A 20,628-nucleotide genomic window follows, 5' to 3' on the forward strand; every position below is an offset into this window, starting at 1 on the left:
TTTATTTAAAGTGTGTTAAGTTACCTTAAAAAAATCATATATTAGGAATTAAAGCAATGTGTTTATTGGAATTTCATATTTCGAGTTATAGTCTGTAGTATAGTGTAAACCACGGCTTTCTTTACGCAAATTAGCACTTCTTGTGATTAAGTATCCTATGGTTATTAGGTTTCTGAGTTCCATTAATTGAGGTGAAATTGTTGTAGTACTATACAGCTCTTCGCATTCTTTGAACAACAAGTACAAGCGTTCGCTAGCTCTTTTTAAACGCACATTATTTCGTACAATACCAACATAATTACTCATGATATCTTTGAGTTCTTTTCTACTTTGTGTGATGAGTACCATCTCTTTTGGATCGCTTGTTCCTGTCGCATCCCAGTCTGGAATTTTATCAAAATTTATATTATTGAAAAGAAGCGTATTGTTTGATATATCTTCAAAAATTCTATGAGAAAAAACGATTGCTTCTAGTAAAGAATTTGACGCTAAACGGTTGGCACCATGCAGCCCAGAGCAAGTACATTCGCCACAAGCATATAAATTATTAATAGATGTTTTTCCGTATTCATCGATTAAAATTCCGCCACAAGCGTAGTGTGCTGCTGGTACAATTGGTATCATATCTTTAAAGACATCTATGCCTATAGATTTGCATTTTTCATATATGTTTGGAAAGTGATGTAGGAATTTTTCGTGATCCATATGACGACAATCTAGATACATACAATCTTCACCAGAAACTTTCATTTCGTTGTCAATTGCTCTTGCTACAATATCTCTTGGTGCTAGTGATTCTCTTTTGTCATATTGCTTCATAAACTCAACGCCTTGTTTGGTTTTGAGAATTCCACCATCGCCACGAACGGCTTCTGTAATTAAGAAAGATGGGCTTACTCCTGGTTGATATAAGGCAGTTGGATGAAACTGTACAAACTCCATATTGGCGACTCTACCTTTGGCTCTGTAAACCATTGCAATACCATCTCCAGTGGCAATAGTTGGATTTGTAGTACTACGATATACTTGACCAAAACCTCCTGTTGCTAACAGTGTAAAGTTGCTTAATATTTTTTCGATTTTGTTGGTTTCTTTGTTTAAAGCGTAGACTCCAAAACACTGAATATTTGGTGTAACTCGTGTTACAATTCTGCCCAAATGGTGTTGTGTGATTAAGTCGATTACAAAATAATGTTGTTTTATTTCTATATTTTTTTGTTGGTGTACTCTGTCTAGTAATGCTCTTTCTATTTCCCAACCAGTGATGTCTTTATGATGTAAAACTCTGAATTCTGAGTGTCCTCCTTCTTTGCCTAACATATAATCGCCTTCTTGATTTTTATCGAAGCGAGTTCCCCATTCTATCAACTCATCTACTCTTTCTCTGCCTTCTTTTATTACAATATCAACTATATGTTCATCACACAATCCATCTCCAGCTATTAATGTATCTTCTATATGTTTTTCATAATTATCTTCGGAAAAGTTAGTTACTACAGCTATTCCGCCTTGTGCATACTTGGTGTTGCTTTCGTCTTCATTGGCTTTAGTTAAAATTAAAACTTTTCTATCTGGAAATTTTTCTGCTACTTTTAGTGAAAAACTTAAGCCAGCAATACCCGAGCCGATAACTAGATAATCATAATTCATTTGGTAAATGTAGTAATTAGTAGTGAGATTTTACAGACTATTATAATCAAGATTAATAGATAATAGACTTTATAATAATTAGCTGTATGATTTTTAGTCTTGTTCTTTTGCTATTGTATGACTAGTATTAACCCAAATTACGCTTTAGAAAAAATAGGTTTTCATTTTGTTTGTTTTTAAAAGGTTGCGTAGCTACGCCACGCTTTACTACTTAATAATCCCAAATTACGCATTAGAAATTTATTCCGAAAAAATTCTACTTTATATTTACTTCAGTACTCATTTTTTTATACTCAATGTAGCTAAAACTACATTTCCGTGAAAAAAATTCCGTGCTTTGTAAATATTTTGTATAATTTTCTCTCATGACAAAGTCTAATGCGTAATTTGGGATAATTAGTGCTAATAAGGTTGAAGTGCTACGCACTTCCTATTTAGAACTAGAAGGATTAAATACTCCAATTGGAATAACCATGTGTGCAATTCATGGTGTAAAAAGTACCTAATGCGTAATTTGAGATTAACATAGTACTCTCTTTATTTCCACTTTTTCTTGATACAAAGTGTAGCAAAAATTAAGACTGCAATATCTACCTGTCGGTAGACAGGAACTCTTAACGCTTTAACTACATAAAAAAGCTACAACTCTTGAAACTCGTTTCGTTCAATCAACAAGCTTTGCTTTACGCTTTTTTATTTGTTTCCGCTAAATTTATTGAAGGTCACTTTAATATCAAAAATAAATATAGTTTAAATTTTTATGTTTTATTTTTTCTTTTTATTATTATAAGAACTAATGTGTAATCTAAAATTACATATCTTTACATTTATGAATATAAATCAATATATAGACCATACTTTATTAAAAGCAAATGCTACGGAAAATGATATTGTTCTGTTGTGCGATGAAGCTGTTCAATATCAGTTTTATGCTGTTTGTGTAAATCCTTGTTGGATTAATTTGTGTAAACAATTATTAATTAATACAGATATTAAAATTGCTAGTGTGGTTGGTTTTCCTTTAGGTGCTAATGATACTATTGCTAAAGTTTTTGAAGCAGAACAATGTGTTTTGAATGGTGCTGATGAGATTGATATGGTAATGAATGTTGGTCGGTTTTTATCTAAAAACTATAGTTATATAGAACAGGAAATTTTATCGATAAAACAAAAAATAGATACTAAAATTCTTAAAGTAATTATAGAAACTTGCTATTTAACAGAAGAAGAAATTGCTATTGCTAGTAAAATTTGCAGTAATAATGGTGCTGATTTTGTAAAAACTTCTACTGGTTTTGGAACAAGAGGTGCTTCTTTAAACGACATTAAAATCATAAAAGAGAATATACATTCAACTATAAAAATTAAAGCAAGTGGTGGTATTAAGACAACACAAGATGCTTTAGATTTTATTGCTCTTGGTGTTAGTAGAATTGGAACGAGTAGTGGTGTTTTGATGATGAATAATGTTAATTATAAATAATATCAACTTTCATAACACTATATTTGCGATTAAAATTTCAGCCAATTTTCGTCTGTTTGTGTAATGACTTTATTTTGATATACTTGAGAAACTGATTCGTACTGTAATGGTAAAATGGTTTTAAGTTTGGTGTTGATTAGTCCTGCTTTTCCGTTGGCTAATTTTACGGTTGCATAGCCATTTTTAAATCCACTTGCTTCTATGTATTTATCATTGAGTACTTCTTTGCCTTTGGTATCTATTAATATATAAGCATCGCCTTTTTGAGTCCAAGCATATCCATCGCTAAAAGCATAAGCTTTATCGTACTGTATTGGTGCAACGACTTTGTTCTTTAAATCAATAAATCCTACTTTATCTTTTTGTTTTGCATATATCATTCCTTCATTGGCATACATAAGTTGTTCATATTCTATTGGAATAATTTGTTTTCCTGTTTTATCTATCGCTCCATATTTTCCTTGATTAAGTACAATGGCAATTCCATCTTGAAAAACACTTACATTATCATATTCTGGTTGAATAATATATTTTCCTGTTTTATCTATAAAACCATATTTTGTTGTTTTTGCAGCTGGTGCTAATCCTTCTTTAAAATCTCCGATTCCAGCAAACAAGTTTAGAATAACTGTTTCTCCTTTTTTATTGTTGAAACCAAATTTTCCTGAGTTATCTTTAAATGCAACGAGTTCTTCAGAATAACTATTTGGTTGATAAGCATAGGTGCCAATTGTTTTTCCTGATTTATCTAAAAATCTAAAACCAAGATTGTCTTTTGTTAGTAGTAGTCCATCTACAAACACACCTGTTTGTGTAGTTTTTGGTAACTTAAATAGTAAGTTTTTATTTTTATCATATATTGATACTTCTACATCTGAGTAGTTTTTTTGCAATTTATAAGTGCCTTCGTTGAGAAGTGTAATTGCTTCATTTACTCCTTTTTCAAGTTCGTTTCCTTGTACATCTATGATTCCAAAACTAGTTCCTTGTTTAAAAACAGCTAAGCCATCGTCGTTAAATCCACTCATTTGACTGTATGGTAAAATTTTTGATTTATTTGTTTTTAAGTCATGTAATTGATATGATTTATCTGTCTTTAAGTAAATTCCATTTGAACCAATATATCCATTGACTACATTATTAATGTTTTTTGTTTCTATGATTTTATTTTGTTTGCCATCATATATATATACTGTATTAAAGTCTGCAACTAATAATCTATCTCCATCTACATTTAAAAGTTTAGCATTATTAAATGTTTTTAATAGCTTCATCTTTTCATCGTACAATGAAAGTAAGTTATTATCTAAAGTATAGATATAATCATAATAAGAAAATATTGACGATGCTAAAACTCCATTTATTTGTTCTCCTTTATTGTTGTATAGTTTGTATTTTTTAGTATCTGTATCTAACATTTTTATGTAATTACTACCAACGGTGTTTGCACTTTTATAAAATCCTAATTTTTTTAGTACTGTTTGATTGTCATCTATAATATAAGTAAAGTCATCATCGTGTGTTTGTACTAAAGCGTTTCCGTCTACAAACAAATCGAGGTTTTTATATTTTGGTTCTACTAATTTTTTTGTATTGGTATTGTACCAACCTCTATAATATGTTGTATTTGTTTTATACTTTATTTTTGTGGTTGTTTTGTTGATTAAAATGAAAGCATTTCTACTTGAATGATGCACTACATCATCGTATTTTGGTTCTACAATCCAATTGCCTTTTTTGTCGATAACGCCGTATTTTACAACATTATCTTTTAATATACTTGCTTTGGCATATCCATTATAAAAGGAAAATATGCGATTGATTTTTCCTTCTGGAATAATTACTTTATTGTTGATATCTATAAGTTTAGAACCGTCATTTGTCCAAATTGGCAAAACACCGTCAGAATATGCATCGACAAAAAAATTATCAAAAGGAATAACTACTTTGCCTTTTTCATCAATTAAACCCCATTTGTAATCTTTCATTACTTGAGCATAACCATTGCTGTACGATTTAACATTATCTAATTCAAATGGATAAATTTGTTCTCCTTTAGCATTAAAAATGCCAATTTTACCACTAATATTTTTTACAGAAATGAATCCGTCGCCGACTCTCATTATATCATAGTATTGAGTAGGAATAATAGTATTCCCATCAACATCTACTACGCCTTGAACATCGTCTTTTTCTAAAATTACTTTTATAAGTCCATCGGTTAAATAATATTTTGCTTTTATTTGAGCTTGAATATTTGTAGAAAATAAAAAAGTAAGTACTAGTAATATAATGCCTTTCATATCTTGTTTTTTTACAATATAACAAATTTTGTTCCAGACTGCAAAACACAATAACTATAAATAACAAATAGTATTTTTATTAATTTTTACCTGTGTTAACATTTGTCGTTTTATACTTTTAGGAATTAAACCTCCGTTTGTCATTTTATATTCAAAAAATATATGATATATTTACAAAAAACAGTTTTATGGAAAACGAATTTTTAGATTATCAGAAAGAAAATCCACTACAACTTAATGAACAAGCTAAAAGTTATTTGATGATTACTTGTAAGTGGTCGAAATTTTTAGCCATAATTGGATTTGTTTACATTGGTATCTTTTGTTTGATTGGAGCATTTGCTGGTTCCTTTTTTAAACAAGCAATGAATGGAATGAGTGGTATAAGTCCATTGCCTTTTAATCCTAATATACTAGGAATTATATATATTTTATTAGCTGCTTTAATTTTTTATCCTGTGGTAAAACTATATAAGTTTTCAAAAATAGGTTTAGCTGCTTTGGCTTCTAACAACAGTCATTTAATTGAAGAAAGTTTAAGTAACCTAAAATCATTTTTTAAGTTTCAAGGTGTTTTAGTTGCTATTGTAATTGGATTTTATTTTTTAATTATGGTTGTTTCTCTTCTTGGTGGAATTGCTGGTAGTTTTATGTAATTTTTATTCTATTAATATAAAAAATTATCAAAAAAAGATAAACATATGAGTATTCATATTGAAGCAAAGGAAGGAGCAATTGCCGAAACAATTTTATTACCAGGTGACCCACTGAGAGCAAAATGGTTGGCAGAAACTTACTTAACAGATACTACTTGCTTTAATAATGTAAGAAATATGTTAGGTTATACTGGTTATTATAAAGGCAATCGTATTTCTGTTATGGGAACTGGTATGGGCATTCCTTCTATTGCTATTTATGTTACTGAGTTGATAAAAGATTATGGTGTAAAAAATTTAGTTAGAATTGGTTCTGCTGGTTCTTTACAAGCAACTGTAAAAATACACGACATTGTTATAGCAATGGCTTCTAGTACTACCTCTTATATTAATACCAAAAGATTTAATGGTGCAGACTATGCTCCTACTGCTAATATTGGTTTGTTTATGCAAGCCATTCAAACAGCAAAAGCACTGAATATTCCTATAAAAGCTGGTAGTGTTTTAAGTGCTGATGAGTTTTATGATGATAATGAACAATGGTATAAAATTTGGAGCGATTACGGTGTGTTGTGTGTAGAAATGGAAACTTCTGCACTATATACTATTGCAGCAAAATATAAAGTAAATGCTTTAGGTGTTTTTACTATAAGTGATAGTTTGATTTCTAAGGAAATTATAGATGCAAAAGATAGAGAACAATCATTTACGCAAATGGCAGAATTAGTTTTAAATATGTTTTGCTAATTTTCTTTAGCTACAAAATCTATTTTATTATATATTTCTTCACCAAACTTTCTTACTAAAGCATCTTTTATAAATTGATAAACTGGTACTTGTAATTTTTCGCCAAGCGTACACGCATCATTGCAGATTTCCCATTCGTCGAAATTAACGGCAATTACTGTTTCCATATTTTTAATACGAATTGGATACAAATGACAACTAATTGGTTTTTGGAAATCTATCTTTTTGTCTTTCCAAGCTTTTTCTATACCACAAGAAATTAATCCGTTTTTTTCATACACTACATAAGCACAAGCACCTTTGCCAATTAATGGTGTAGCATATGGTGTGTATTCATCATCATCTTCCAATACATAAACACCTTGTGCTTCTATTGCTTCAATGCCTTCTTTCGTTAAATAAGATTTTACTTTTGGATAAATGGCTTCTAAAATTGCAATTTCATTTTCTTCAACAGGAGCACCACCATCGCCTTCTACACAACAAATGCCTTTACATTTATTTAAGTTGCACACAAATTGTTTTGTAAGTACTTCATCTGCAATTAATATATCATCAATTAATATCATTTATTTTCCTATTAAAAAAACACAAGGTTGTTTGTGAAAATTATATTTTGTTCTCTTCCATTCTGCAATTGGTAACGACAGAATTTTTTCTGCTGAACTGTTTAAATTACAAGCAACACACAGCATGGTTTTAAAATGTAACTGTTTTATCAAATCTTCAAGTAACTGATGGTTGCGATAAGGTGTTTCTATAAAAATTTGAGTTATATTATTTTGTTTTACTTGTTGTTCTAGTTGTAATATTGCTTTTTTTCTTTCAGAAGTTTCAATAGGCAAGTAACCATGAAAAGCAAATTGCTGACCATTAAATCCACTTGCCATTAATGCTAAAATAATAGAATTTGGACCTACAAAAGGAACAACCTCAATATTTAATTCATGTGCTAGTGCTACGATTTTAAATCCAGGATCTGCTACACATGGAGTTCCTGCTTCTGATAATAAACCAATATTATGTCCTTCAAAAACAAGATTTAAAAAGTCTTCATCAAAATTATAATTATTGTGTTTATCAATTTCAGAAAAAAAACAATCGTCTATATTTTTATTTGGTTCAATTTGTTTGATGAATCTTCTTGCTGTTCGTATATTTTCTACTATAAAATAATTGGTCATCTTAATAGCTTCTTGCGTAGCCAAAGGAATACTTGTTGTAGTATTTTCTGATAAGAAACTGGGTATTAAATATAGTTTGCCTTGCATTTTGATTCAAAAATACAACAGTGTTTTAAATTATTTACATTTGTATAGCTTATTCCTTCTATTAATTATTACCTTGTTTAATATGAACTGGAAATCTAAATTGGTTTTATCGCTTGAAAGAATAAATGGAACACTCAATGCCAATAAAAAAACACCTATATTATTAAACCGAATGCGTGCTAATATTGTTGGAAAAATGGGTAGTCTTTTGTTTGATAAAAAACTACCTATTAAAAAAGTAGAAGACTTTAAAGTTGAAGATATTCCTATAAGATATTATTGTGATGTAGATGGTAAGAATTTAAAAACCATACTCTATTTTCATGGTGGAGGTTTTAGTTTATATGGTTTAGATTCGCACGATTGTGTTTGCAGACGCTTGGCAAAAATGAACAACTGTAATGTATTTTCGGTAGATTATAGATTAGCACCAGAACATGTTTTTCCTGCAGCACATAATGATGCTAAAACGATAGTGAATTGGGCTTTTAAGAATATTGAAAAATATAATGGCAACAAAAATAAAATTATAGTTGCTGGCGATAGTGCAGGTGGAAATTTAGCTGCCTGCTTGGCACACTATTGCAAAAAAGAAAAACTACCATTAATGGCTCAAATATTGGTTTATCCTTGGGTAGATGGCACCTCTTCTTTTCCTTCGATAAATCAATTAGCAACTGGATACTTTTTAACTAAAGCTGGTATTTTATATTTTAGAGATACTTATTTGTCAAACAAATTAGATTATACCAATGTTGAGTTTTCTCCTTATTATGAGAAAGATTTCTCCAATTTAGCACCTGTTTTTGTGTTAACAGCAGCCTTTGATCCTTTAAAAGATGAAGGATTTGCCTACTACGAAAAATTAAAAGCAGCTAACAATAATGCACAGTATAAAGAATATAAAGAAGTATTCCATAGTTTTTTTAATATTCCTTATATTGATGAAAATGCAATGCAAGCATATACCGATATTCAATTGTTTTTAAATCAATTTGAGTAAACGATAGATTAACTAAAAAACAAGTATTTTTTTAATATTTTAAAATTAATAATCGCCTAAGGTTTCTGTAAGCTGACTTAAAGCACTGGCTAATTGTTCATCGTTTGGTGCTACACCATGCCATTTGTGTGAACCCATCATAAAATCTACTGGATAACCCATTTGTGTTTTCATTAAAATAGCTATTGGTTTACCTTGCTTGGTTTTTAATTTGGCTTCTGTAAGTGTAAATACAACATCTTCCATTTTATTACCATTCATTTGTAGTACTTCCCACCCAAATGCTTTAAATTTTGCTGGTAAATCTTGTAGTGTACATACTTCATCTACACTTCCATCAATTTGAGCATTATTCCAATCAATGGTTACAATTAAATTATCTACTTTATTATGATGAGCAAACATTAATGCTTCCCAAATTTGTCCTTCTTGCAATTCGCCATCACCAGTTAAACAGTACACCAATTTATCATCTTGATTCATTTTTTTAGCTAGTGCTGCACCAATAGCAACAGAAACACCTTGTCCTAATGAACCACTTGCAATTCTAATACCTGGTAATCCTTCGTGTGTTGTAGGATGACCTTGTAAACGAGAATTAAGCTGACGAAATGTTGCCAATTCTTTTACATCAAAATAACCTCTACGAGCCAATGTGCTATAAAAGACTGGAGAAATATGTCCGTTAGATAAAAAAAATAAGTCTTCGTTAGTGCCATTCATATTGAAATTGGTATCGATATCCATAATTTCAAAATAAAGAGCAGTAAAGAAATCAGCACAACCAAGCGAGCCACCTGGATGTCCGCTTTGACATTGATGTACCATGCGTACAATATCTCTTCTTATTTGTGATGCAGTTTGATTAAGTTCGGCTATTTGCATATTTGATGTATAAAAATCCAAAGATAAGATTTAAAATTTATATACAATTTAAGTTGCAATTAAGAAAAAAACACTTACCTACTTAAAAACATCGATTTGTCTTTGTATAGTTTTCTAAAGTATGGATCAAATAAATCGTCTATAAAATAAATGGCTTCGCCTGTAGATTTCATTTCTGGCCCAAGTGTTTTATTAACATTCGGAAATTTATCGAAAGAAAAAACAGGTTCTTTTATAGCATAACCGTTTAATTGTTCTTTAAAGCTAAAATCTTTTAATTTGTGTGTGCCTAACATCACTTTGGTTGCCATATTCAAATAAGGAATTTTATATGCTTTGCAAATAAATGGCGTAGTTCTTGATGCTCTTGGATTAGCTTCAATCACATATACTTTATCATCCTTAATAGCAAATTGAATATTAATGAGTCCACGAATTTCTAATGCTTTACACAGTTTTTCGGTATAGCGTTTCATGGTTTCAATAATTAGCGGACCTAAACTATATGGTGGAAGTACTGAATTACTATCGCCACTATGAATTCCTGCTGGTTCAATGTGTTCCATTACGCCCATAATTTGTACGGTTTCGCCATCGTAAATAGCATCAATTTCTGCTTCTTTGGCTCTATCTAAAAAATGGTCAATTAAAATAGTATTTCCTGGAACATGTTTTAAAATATCTAAAACGCCTCTTTCACATTCTTCATCGTTGATGACAATACGCATTTTTTGTCCACCTAAAACATAACTTGGACGAATTAATACTGGATAACCAACTTGATTGGCTACTATTAAAGCTTCTTCTGCCGAAGTTGCTGTTCCATAGTCTGGATATGGAATGTTTAACTCTTTTAATAAATCAGAAAAGCGACCTCTATCTTCTGCTAAGTCTAAGCTATCGTATGATGTACCTATGATTTTAATGCCTCTTTCATTTAGTTTCTCTGCTAACTTCAAAGCCGTTTGTCCACCTAATTGTACAATAACGCCTTCTGGTTGTTCTAACTCAATAATTTCTATCAAATGTTCCCAAAATACAGGTTCAAAATACAGTTTATCAGCAATATCAAAATCGGTAGAAACAGTTTCTGGATTGCAGTTAATCATAATGGCTTCGTAACCAACTTCTTTTATCGCCAAAAGTCCGTGCACACAACAATAGTCGAACTCAATACCTTGACCAATTCTATTTGGTCCAGCACCTAATACAATAATTTTCTTTTTGTTAGAAGGAATAGATTCGTTTTCTTCATCGAAAGCAGAATAAAAATAAGGTGTTTGTGCTTCAAACTCAGCAGCACAAGTATCTACCATTTTGTAGACTCTATTAATGCCAAATTCTTTTCTTTTTTGATAAACCAAATCTTCGTCAATTCGTCCTAATAAAAAAGCCAACTGAGCATCAGCATATCCTAGTTTTTTTGCTTTTTGTAGTAATGATTTATCAATAGTTTGAATAGAAGATTGCTGAATTTCTTTTTCTAACTTCACTAAGTTTTCAATCTGATTTAAAAACCAAATGTCAATACCTGTTAATTTTTGAATGGTATTAATAGGAACACCTAAACTAACAGCATCTTTAATTTTAAAAATTCTGTCCCAGCTTGGATGTTCTAAACTATCTAATACATCTTGAATTTTATACCAACCTTTACCATCAGCACCTAATCCAATTTTATTATTTTCTAAAGATTGACATGCTTTTTGTAGTGCTTCGGCAAAATTTCTACCAATGCCCATTACTTCACCAACCGATTTCATTTGTAAGCCAAGCGTATCATCACAACCATAAAATTTATCGAAATTCCATCGTGGTATTTTTACGATGACATAGTCTAAAGCAGGTTCAAACAAGGCAGAAGTTGTTTGCGTAATCTGATTTTTTAATTCATCTAAAGTATAGCCAATTGCCAACTTAGCAGCAATTTTTGCAATAGGATATCCTGTAGCTTTTGAAGCCAATGCAGAAGAACGAGAAACTCTTGGATTAATTTCAATGACTATAATTTCTTCTGTTTTTGGATTAACAGAAAACTGCACATTGCAACCACCAGCAAAATTGCCTAAGCTACGCATCATTTTTATAGCTTGGTTACGCATTTCTTGAAAAACAGGATCTGGTAAAGTCATTGCTGGTGCAACAGTAATAGAATCTCCAGTATGCACACCCATTGGATCTAAGTTTTCTACTGTACAAATAATAACAACATTGTCATTTTTATCTCGTAGTAATTCTAACTCAAACTCTTTCCAACCTAAAACAGCTTTTTCTACTAATACTTCATGTACTGGCGATTTTTCTAAGCCATGAGCCAATGCTTCTTCAAAATCTTCTTTTTTATGAACAAAACCTCCACCAGAACCACCAAGCGTATAAGAAGGTCGAATAACTAAAGGGAAACCAATTTTTTGAGCTGCTTCTTTTCCTTCTAACATAGAATTAGCAATAAAAGAAGGAGCCACTGACAATCCTAATTCAATACAAAATTTTCTAAATAGTTCTCGGTCTTCAGTTGTTTCAATTACTTCTAAATCAACACCAATAACACGAACGCCATATTTCTCCCACAAACCAATTTCACTAGCTTCCTTACAAAGATTCAAAGCTGTTTGTCCACCCATAGTTGGCAAAACACAATCAATTTGTCTTTCGTCTAAAATTTCTTTTAGCGATTCAATAGTTAATGGTTTTAAATAAATATGGTCTGCAGTAACTTCATCGGTCATAATTGTAGCAGGATTGGAGTTAATGAGTGTAACTTCAATGCCTTCTTCTCTTAAAGAACGCGATGCTTGAGATCCAGAATAATCAAACTCACAAGCTTGACCAATTACGATTGGACCACTACCTATAATTAAAACGGATTTGATGGAATTGTCTTTCGGCATTTTACAGCGATTTTTCAAAGATAAAAAACAAATGACAAGTATCTTGTAAAAAAGCGAATTAATAATTGGTTAAGCATAGAAATTATATCTTTGGTGTGTGATTAAAAAGCTATTATTTCTGTTTTTTTCTTTATTTGTTTGTTGTCTCAACAATATAAAGGCAGAACATTTAACTGGAGGCAATTTAACCTATGAATATTTAGGTGGAAATAGTTATAAAGTTCGGTTAAACATAAACAGAGATGGTTATAATGTAAATAATACTGAACTAGATAATAGCTCAGTTATAACTATATTTAATTTAGATTACTCAAACTATAATATTTATACAACAGAAACATTGCCATTAATTAGCAAACAGGATATAAGCCAGTCTGGAGTTAGTAATCCTTGTATTATAAATCCACCAAGTGTTTATATAGAAAAAGGATATTATGAAGGAAATGTTTCATTGCCACCAAACAACAGAGGTTATCAAATAGTATATCAAAGATGCTGTAGAAATGCTGGCGTTATCAACTTATACAATAGTAACGATCAAGGATCGACTTATGATGTTTTTATTCCTGGAGGAATTAATAGACAAAATTCTTCTCCATATTTTAATGATTTTCCACCAGCATTTTTATGTATTGGTTCTAAGTTTTACTATGATTTTTCTGCTACAGATACTGATGGAGATGTATTGATATATAGTTTATGTGCACCTCAACAAGGAGGAAGTGCTACAAATCCAGCACCAGCAGTTGCTTCTAAACCTCCATATTATGCTGTCGATTATAAAAATAATTATGATGAGTTGCATCCATTAGGAATGAACGCCAGTATTTCTATAAATCCGAATACAGGTATTTTATATGCAGTGCCAAGTACACAAGGTTTATTTACTGTTGGTATTTGTGTTGAAGAATATAGAAATGGTATTTTTCTAAACAGAGTAGTGCAAGATATTCAACTAAATGTTTCAGATTGTGTCATTCCGTCAGCAATTCCAGCAGTAGCAACTGGAGTAGGTATTCCTGTTTACCAAAGTGATGATACTACTTATAAAAGTTGTAATGGTTTAAAAGTAAATTTTGCAAATGAAAGCGTAGGCAATATAAAAAACTATAAATGGGATTTTGGAGACTTAACCACCTTAGTAGATACTTCTAATTTAGCAACGCCTTCATATATTTATGCAGATACAGGTAGATATGAAGTAACACTAATCATAAATCCAGGTGAATTTTGTGGAGATACTTCAAAAATGATAGTATATGTATACAAAGAATTAGCTGGAAATTTTACAATGAATGATGCTTGTCCAAAAACAGCTGTTCAGTTTACAGATTACTCTAATTCTTTTTACAATGATTTAGTGAGTTGGAAATGGAAATTTGGCAATGGTGATTCTACTTTTACACAAAACCCAAATTATAGTTATAATAATAGTGGCACTTATAAAGTACAATTAAGAGCAGAAACCGCTTTAGGTTGTGTTGTTACAGCAGAAAAAAACATAACGATTTATCCAACACCAAAAGCTAATTTTACAAATGATTTTATTTGCTATAAATCAGCAACACAGTTCAATAATACTTCTACAATAAGTAGTGGAACTATTGATAGTTATTTATGGAGTTTTGGAGATGGAACTCAATCAACAGCAACGAATCCAAGTCATACCTTTAGTGCTTTTCAAGATGCGACGGTTGAGTTAAAAACAGTTTCAAATTTTGGATGTAGAGATTCTATTCAAAAAACAATAATAATAGATGATACATTGGTTTTAAATACAACAAGTATACAATCAAACTATTGCGAAAATGAATTAGAAACGATTGACAATACAACAAGTGGTGGAAATAATTTATCATACAGTTGGTTACATAATGGAACTGAAATTGCAACAACACAAAATATTACATTGCCAACCAATGTCTTCAATCAAAACAGAATAACATTAGTGGCAAAAAATAGATGCGAAGAAAAAACAAAATCATTTAATTACTTTGTTCAAAAAGCACCGAACAAAACACTTGCTCAAAACAATATCATTCTATGTCCTGGACAAACAGATACTGTTTTTTCTTTTCAAGCACTAGATTCTATTTTTTGGAATACCAACGAAAACAACCTAAATTACATAATTATAGATGGAACTATCGATCCAATAATTGCAAAAATGTATTTAAAAGAGTGTTCTATTGAAGATACACTACAGTTAAATTTAGATTGTGATGTTGCTATACCCAATGCTTTTTCTCCAAATCTTGATGGGGTGAACGATTACTTTAATTTAATTAATAGTGGCTCTGTGGAAACTTTTAAATTACAAGTATTTAATCGTTGGGGAGAGTTATTATTTGAAACAGATAGTTACAATAAACCTTGGGATGGAACTTATAAAAATCAAGATGTTCCTGTCGACTCTTATGTTTATATAGTAAAAGGAATAAAAAAAGACACAAAAAATTTCTTTTTAAAAGGCATTTTTAATCTATTTCGATAAATTTTTTAAAAATTTTCATGTATTTGTATTAAAAACTCATTTTCCTCTTGATTTTTTCAAATTTTAATCTTAACTTAAAACAAAAACTAGGTTTGGTTATATTAATTTCTTACATTTGTTATAGATGTTAGATTAAATAATTCACATTTTTAAAAATAATAATATGAGCAAATCAAAATTAGAGTACATTTGGTTAGATGGTGTTAAGCCAACCCAAAAAATGAGATCTAAAACTAAGATTGAAGAGAATTTTAGTGGAAAAGTAGAAGACGCACCTATTTGGTCTTACGATGGTTCTTCTACAGAACAAGCAGCTGGTGGTTCTTCTGATTTATTGTTAAAACCAGTAAGAATTTTCCCTGATCCAGACAGAATCAATGGTTACTTAGTAATGTGTGAGGTATTAAATCCAGATGGAACACCACATGCAACTAATGGTAGAGCAACTATTGATGATGATGACAACGATTTTTGGTTTGGATTTGAACAAGAATATACACTTTGGGATATCGATCACCAAACACCACTAGGTTTTCCTGGTAGAGGATATTATCCAGCACCACAAGGACCTTACTATTGTTCAGTAGGTGCTGAGTATGCTGTTGGTAGAGATATTATTGAAGAACATTTAGACTTATGTATTGATGCTGGATTAAACATTGAAGGTATTAATGCAGAAGTAATGAAAGGACAGTGGGAATATCAAATTTTTGCTAAAGGAGCGAAAGAAGCTGGCGACCAAGTTTGGGTAGCAAGATACTTAATGGAAAGAGTTGGTGAAAAACACGGTGTTAGAATTAACTTAGATCCAAAACCAGTTGATGGTGACTGGAATGGTTCTGGTATGCACGCAAACTTCTCTAACACTACTTTAAGAACTTGTGGAGATAAAGCAACTTACGAGAAAATTTGTGATGCCTTCGGTGCTTCGCCAGAAGTAATTAAAGCTCATATTGATGTGTATGGTGCTGGTAACGATAAAAGATTAACTGGTAGACATGAAACACAATCAATTGACAAGTTTAGCTATGGTGTTTCTGATAGAGGTGCTTCTATTAGAATTCCAATTGCTACAGTGCAAAAAGGATGGAAAGGTTGGTTAGAGGACAGGAGACCTGCTTCAAATGCAGATCCATATAAAGTAGCTGCTGTTATTATTAAAACAGTTAAGTCTGCTAAAGTATAGTACTACTACTAACTCCTTAATATTTCAGGAAGGTTGTCATAAGACAACCTTTTTTTATTTTACAATGCAATAATATCATCGTCTTAAAAAATAATTTTACCTTTATTCGCTCAATTAGTGCTTATGAAATTCAATACTAAAGCAATTCATGCAGGAATAGAACCAGATAAAAGCTCTGGTGCAATTATGACACCTATTTTTCAAACATCAACTTATGTGCAAGATGCTCCTGGTGTTCATAAAGGTTATGAGTATGCAAGAGGCAATAATCCAACTAGAGATGCCTTACAAACTCAATTAGCTGCCTTAGAAAATGGCAACTATGGTATTTGTTTTGCTAGTGGATTAGCAGCAACCGATGCTGTTTTAAAACTGTTTAAACAAGGCGATCATTTTATTTCTTGTAACGATTTATATGGAGGTACTTATAGAATCTTCAATAGAATTTATGGAAAATTTGGTTTCGAGTTTTCTTTTGTTGATATGTTTGACACAAAGAATGTAGAACAAGCCATTAAAGAGAATACCAAGTTAATTTGGATAGAAACGCCAACCAATCCAATGTTGAATATTGTAGATATTAAAGCAGTTTGCGAAATTGCTAAAAAACACAATATTTTAGTTTGTGTTGATAATACTTTTGCATCGCCATATTTGCAAACACCATTAGATCTAGGTGCTGATATTGTGCTACATTCTGCTACAAAATATTTAGGCGGACATAGTGATGTGATTCATGGTGCTGTAATTGTAAAAGATAAAACGCTAGCAGATGAATTTAACTTTTTACAAAATGCAAGTGGAGCTGTTCCTGGACCACAAGATTGTTTTTTAGTATTGAGAGGAATAAAAACACTACACTTAAGAGTGCAAAGAGCGTGTGAAAATGCTATGGCTATTGCTCAGTTTTTACAAAATCATCCAAAAGTAGCACAAGTAAATTATCCAGGATTGGCTACGCATCCAAGTCATGCATTGGCAAAACAACAAATGAAAGACTTTGGTGGTATGGTTTCTTTTTCTTTAAAAGATGATAGTATAGATGCTGCAAACAAAGTATTATCTAACACTAAAATATTTGCACTAGCAGAAAGTTTAGGTGGCGTAGAGTCTTTAATTGGTCATCCAGCAACAATGACACATGCTTCAATTCCATTAGCAGAAAGAAAAAAAACAGGCGTAGTAGATTCTTTAATTCGTTTAAGTATTGGTGTTGAAGATATAGATGATTTAATTGCAGACTTAGATAATGCTTTAAGTTAATAGTTCATCTTGAATTTATTACAAGAGCTTTTTAAAAGAACAACATTAAAACAGAGTGCTTCGTTAAGTTGTAGCATTTTTGATATGCTCAAACAATTGAATTGCTTTATTTTCTGCTTGTCGCATTTCAATTTGTGCTTGCTTGGTTTTGTCTTTAAATCCAACCAAGTGCAAAACACCATGAGCCATAACTCGTATTAATTCTTCTTGATAAGCAATATTAAGTTGTTGAGCATTGTCTTTTACTCTATCTATGCTAATATATATATCTGTAGATAATATGTTTTTGTCATCACTATTGTTGAAAGTAATAATATCTGTATAATAGTCGTGATTAAGGTATTCTTTGTTGATGGCTAATAAACCTTCATCGTTTAAAAAAATGTAATTGATACTTTCAATTGTTTTATGGTATGATGTAGCCAATTGTGTTAACCACAATTTTATTTTTCTAGATTTAAAAAAGTACGGTCGATTAATCTCTTCAAAATGAAATAAAATATTCATTAGGCGTTTATGTTTAATAATTCAATTGCTTTTTTACAAGCATCAAATTCTGCATCTTTTTTGCTTTTACCATTACCATTGCAAACTTTTTCATTGTCAATTAATAAATCAACATTAAAATACTCTATTGTTCCATCATTTGCAATATGAATAAACTGAATTTGTTTTTTTTCAGACTGACACCATTCCAACAAAAAGCTTTTGGTATCGAAAATCATAGAATCGTAATTGTCAAAATCAAAACTAGTAATTAAAAATTTTTGGGCAATTTGCTTTACAGCATCAATGCCATGGTCTAAATAATAAGCACCAATAAGTGCTTCAAAAGCATTGCCTAAAATATCTGGCGACTGTTTAAATTGGTGTTTTTTTAAGGAACTTCTAAGATGCTGATGCAATTTAAGTTCAAAACCAATAGCATTTAATTTCTTACGGTTTACAAGATTAGACCTAATTTTTGTAAGCAATCCTTCATTTTCTTCTTGTAATAAATGAAAAATAAACTCGGCAATTACCATTCCTAGCACCGCATCACCTAAAAATTCTAGTCGCTCATTTCTTTCACTTGTTTTTCTAGTAAACGAAGAGTGTGTTAATGCTCGTATATATACTTTCTCATCGTGTTTAGGAAAAACGCCAATTTTTTCATAGAGCTTATAGTACTTATAATCTTTATTATAATACGAACGGCTTCTAAAGAATCGCTTTATCCAATTAATCATAAAAATAGTAGTCTACTTAATATTCTTCTTTATTAGAATTGATGCATTATGTCCACCAAATCCAAAATTATTATTAAGTACAAAACTAATATTTTTTGGCTGTAATATATTAAAAGTATAATTTAAATTTTTGTTTAATTTTTCATCTAAATTAAAATGATTTATAGTTGGCGATACTTTTTGCTCTTGTAGCATTAATATAGAAGTAATTAATTCTACAGCACCAGCAGCACCTAATAAGTGTCCGAATATAGATTTTGGAGCAGTAATATTTAAACTTGTAGCCAAATTGCCAAAACATTGTTCTATTGCATTTATTTCTGCTAAATCGCCAAGCATAGTAGAAGTTGCGTGTGCATTTATCACATCAATATCTTTAATTGATATTTTGGCATCGTCGATAGCTGATTGCATTACTTTGCTTACCATTACTCCGTTTTCATCTGGTGCTGTAATGTGATATGCATCTGCATTCATGCCATAACCAACAATTTCTGCAAAAATAGGAGCATTTCTTTGTAGAGCATGTTCTAGCGTTTCTAAAACTAAACAACCTGCACCTTCGCCCATTACAAAACCATCTCTATCTTTATCAAAAGGTCTTGATGCTGTACTTGGATTGTCATTATTGGTAGATAAAGCTCTTAAAGCATTAAAACTTCCTATACCAACTTCATTTATTGCTGCTTCTGAACCACCAGCAATAATAACATCAGCTTTGCCAAGTTGTAAGTAAGTATAGGCATTAATTATACTATAAGCAGATGATGCACAGGCAGCTACAGTTCCGTAGTTTATGCCTTTAAAACCATATTTTATAGCAATATTTCCTGCTACGCTGTCTATAATTTTCTTAGGAACAAAAAAAGGACTAAAGTATGCTGGATTATTGTTGGCTTGGTTAAATTTTATCGTTTCTTCGTAAAAAGTATTTACACCACCAACACCAGAAGCCCAAATTACACCAATTCTATCATTATTTATGTTTGAAGAAGTTAATAGATTAGACATATTAAGTGCTTCATCTGTAGCAATTAAACCATATTGTGCAAATAAGTCTAACTTGTTGATTGTTCTTTTGTCAAAATAGTCTTCGGCATGATAGTTTTTAACTTCACAAGCAATTTGAGTTTTAAATTGACTACAATCAAACTTAGTAATGGGCTTTGCACCACTTATTCCTAGAAATAAATTTTGTTGAAAATCTTTTGTATTGTTACCAATAGGAGTGATAGCACCATAACCAGTTACAACCACTCTTTGCATTGGCATATATTATACTTTTACATTTGCATCAAGATAGTTAATAATATCTTGAACTGTTTTTATTTGGTCGGCTTGTTCATCAGGAATACTAATATTGTATTCTCTTTCAAAAGCCATAATTAACTCAACCATTTCTAAAGAATCTGCTTTTAAATCGTTCTCAAAACTTGCATCTAAGCTTATTTGCTCATCATCTACACCTAATTGTTCTTTTATAATAGCTTTAACTTTTGTTACTGTAGTTGACATGATTATCTTTTAGTGTGCACAAATTTAATACATTTATTTTAATTAGCGTAAA

At 30.8% G+C, this 20,628-nt stretch carries 17 protein-coding genes; 7 read left to right on the plus strand and 10 right to left on the minus strand.

Annotated features, from left to right (window positions below):
- Positions 1–48: 48 nt before the first annotated feature.
- Positions 49–1,650 (minus strand): L-aspartate oxidase, encoded by a 1,602-nt coding sequence (gene nadB, locus H6553_11505; protein MCB9034455.1) that lies wholly within the window; start codon positions 1,648–1,650, stop codon positions 49–51.
- 829 nt (positions 1,651–2,479) lie between these two features.
- Here nadB and deoC point away from each other — a divergent pair.
- Complete coding sequence (deoC, locus tag H6553_11510; GenBank protein MCB9034456.1) at positions 2,480–3,133, plus strand: deoxyribose-phosphate aldolase; 654 nt, start codon at positions 2,480–2,482, stop codon at positions 3,131–3,133.
- A gap of 29 nt (positions 3,134–3,162) precedes the next feature.
- Here deoC and H6553_11515 read toward each other — a convergent pair whose 3' ends face one another.
- On the minus strand, positions 3,163–5,436 hold the full coding sequence (locus tag H6553_11515; GenBank protein ID MCB9034457.1) for a WG repeat-containing protein: 2,274 nt from the start codon (positions 5,434–5,436) through the stop codon (positions 3,163–3,165).
- A 188-nt stretch (positions 5,437–5,624) separates the two neighbouring features.
- Here H6553_11515 and H6553_11520 point away from each other — a divergent pair, with 188 nt between their 5' ends.
- On the plus strand, positions 5,625–6,092 hold the full coding sequence (locus H6553_11520; GenBank protein ID MCB9034458.1) for a hypothetical protein: 468 nt from the start codon (positions 5,625–5,627) through the stop codon (positions 6,090–6,092).
- A 45-nt stretch (positions 6,093–6,137) separates the two neighbouring features.
- Complete coding sequence (gene deoD / locus H6553_11525; GenBank protein ID MCB9034459.1) at positions 6,138–6,839, plus strand: purine-nucleoside phosphorylase; 702 nt, start codon at positions 6,138–6,140, stop codon at positions 6,837–6,839.
- Here deoD and H6553_11530 read toward each other — a convergent pair.
- Both H6553_11530 and H6553_11535 read right to left on the minus strand, forming a co-directional pair.
- On the minus strand, positions 6,836–7,408 hold the full coding sequence (locus H6553_11530) for a DUF3109 family protein (GenBank protein MCB9034460.1): 573 nt from the start codon (positions 7,406–7,408) through the stop codon (positions 6,836–6,838). The genes deoD and H6553_11530 overlap by 4 nt on opposite strands.
- Positions 7,409–8,110 (minus strand): SAM-dependent methyltransferase, encoded by a 702-nt coding sequence (locus tag H6553_11535; protein ID MCB9034461.1) that lies wholly within the window; start codon positions 8,108–8,110, stop codon positions 7,409–7,411. It lies immediately after the preceding gene.
- 82 nt (positions 8,111–8,192) lie between these two features.
- On the opposite strand from H6553_11535, the gene H6553_11540 reads away from it, so the two are divergent.
- Positions 8,193–9,113 (plus strand): alpha/beta hydrolase, encoded by a 921-nt coding sequence (locus tag H6553_11540; protein ID MCB9034462.1) that lies wholly within the window; start codon positions 8,193–8,195, stop codon positions 9,111–9,113.
- A 45-nt stretch (positions 9,114–9,158) separates the two neighbouring features.
- On the opposite strand, the gene H6553_11545 is transcribed toward H6553_11540, so the two are convergent.
- Complete coding sequence (locus tag H6553_11545; protein ID MCB9034463.1) at positions 9,159–9,998, minus strand: transketolase; 840 nt, start codon at positions 9,996–9,998, stop codon at positions 9,159–9,161.
- 74 nt (positions 9,999–10,072) lie between these two features.
- Positions 10,073–12,889: a carbamoyl-phosphate synthase large subunit gene (carB, locus tag H6553_11550; protein MCB9034464.1), complete on the minus strand. Its 2,817-nt coding sequence runs from the start codon at positions 12,887–12,889 to the stop codon at positions 10,073–10,075.
- Positions 12,890–12,986: 97 nt separating this feature from the next.
- On the opposite strand from carB, the gene H6553_11555 reads away from it, so the two are divergent.
- The 3 genes from H6553_11555 (at position 12,987) to H6553_11565 (ending at position 17,832) form a co-directional block, all read left to right on the plus strand.
- Positions 12,987–15,383, plus strand: a complete 2,397-nt coding sequence (locus tag H6553_11555; protein MCB9034465.1) for a gliding motility-associated C-terminal domain-containing protein — start codon at positions 12,987–12,989, stop codon at positions 15,381–15,383.
- A gap of 163 nt (positions 15,384–15,546) precedes the next feature.
- Positions 15,547–16,569 carry a glutamine synthetase beta-grasp domain-containing protein gene (locus H6553_11560; GenBank protein MCB9034466.1) on the plus strand — a complete coding sequence of 341 codons (1,023 nt, stop codon included), beginning with the start codon at positions 15,547–15,549 and terminating at the stop codon, positions 16,567–16,569.
- Positions 16,570–16,692: 123 nt separating this feature from the next.
- Positions 16,693–17,832: a cystathionine gamma-synthase gene (locus H6553_11565; GenBank protein ID MCB9034467.1), complete on the plus strand. Its 1,140-nt coding sequence runs from the start codon at positions 16,693–16,695 to the stop codon at positions 17,830–17,832.
- Positions 17,833–17,895: 63 nt separating this feature from the next.
- Here H6553_11565 and ybeY read toward each other — a convergent pair whose 3' ends face one another.
- Genes ybeY through H6553_11585 form a run of 4 tightly spaced genes read right to left on the minus strand, consistent with a single transcriptional unit; the run spans position 17,896 to position 20,576 of the window.
- On the minus strand, positions 17,896–18,339 hold the full coding sequence (gene ybeY, locus H6553_11570; protein ID MCB9034468.1) for an rRNA maturation RNase YbeY: 444 nt from the start codon (positions 18,337–18,339) through the stop codon (positions 17,896–17,898).
- Entirely contained in the window at positions 18,339–19,061 is a 723-nt protein-coding gene (gene rnc, locus H6553_11575) for a ribonuclease III (protein MCB9034469.1), read from the minus strand. The genes ybeY and rnc overlap by 1 nt, the downstream gene beginning before the upstream one ends.
- Positions 19,062–19,073: 12 nt before the next feature.
- Positions 19,074–20,333, minus strand: a complete 1,260-nt coding sequence (gene fabF, locus H6553_11580) for a beta-ketoacyl-ACP synthase II (GenBank protein MCB9034470.1) — start codon at positions 20,331–20,333, stop codon at positions 19,074–19,076.
- A 3-nt stretch (positions 20,334–20,336) separates the two neighbouring features.
- Complete coding sequence (locus H6553_11585; GenBank protein MCB9034471.1) at positions 20,337–20,576, minus strand: acyl carrier protein; 240 nt, start codon at positions 20,574–20,576, stop codon at positions 20,337–20,339.
- Positions 20,577–20,628 lie beyond the last annotated feature (52 nt).

The sequence above is a fragment of the Chitinophagales bacterium genome, assembly GCA_020636535.1.
In the GTDB taxonomy this organism is placed as follows: Bacteria; Bacteroidota; Bacteroidia; order Chitinophagales; family JADIYW01; genus JADJSS01.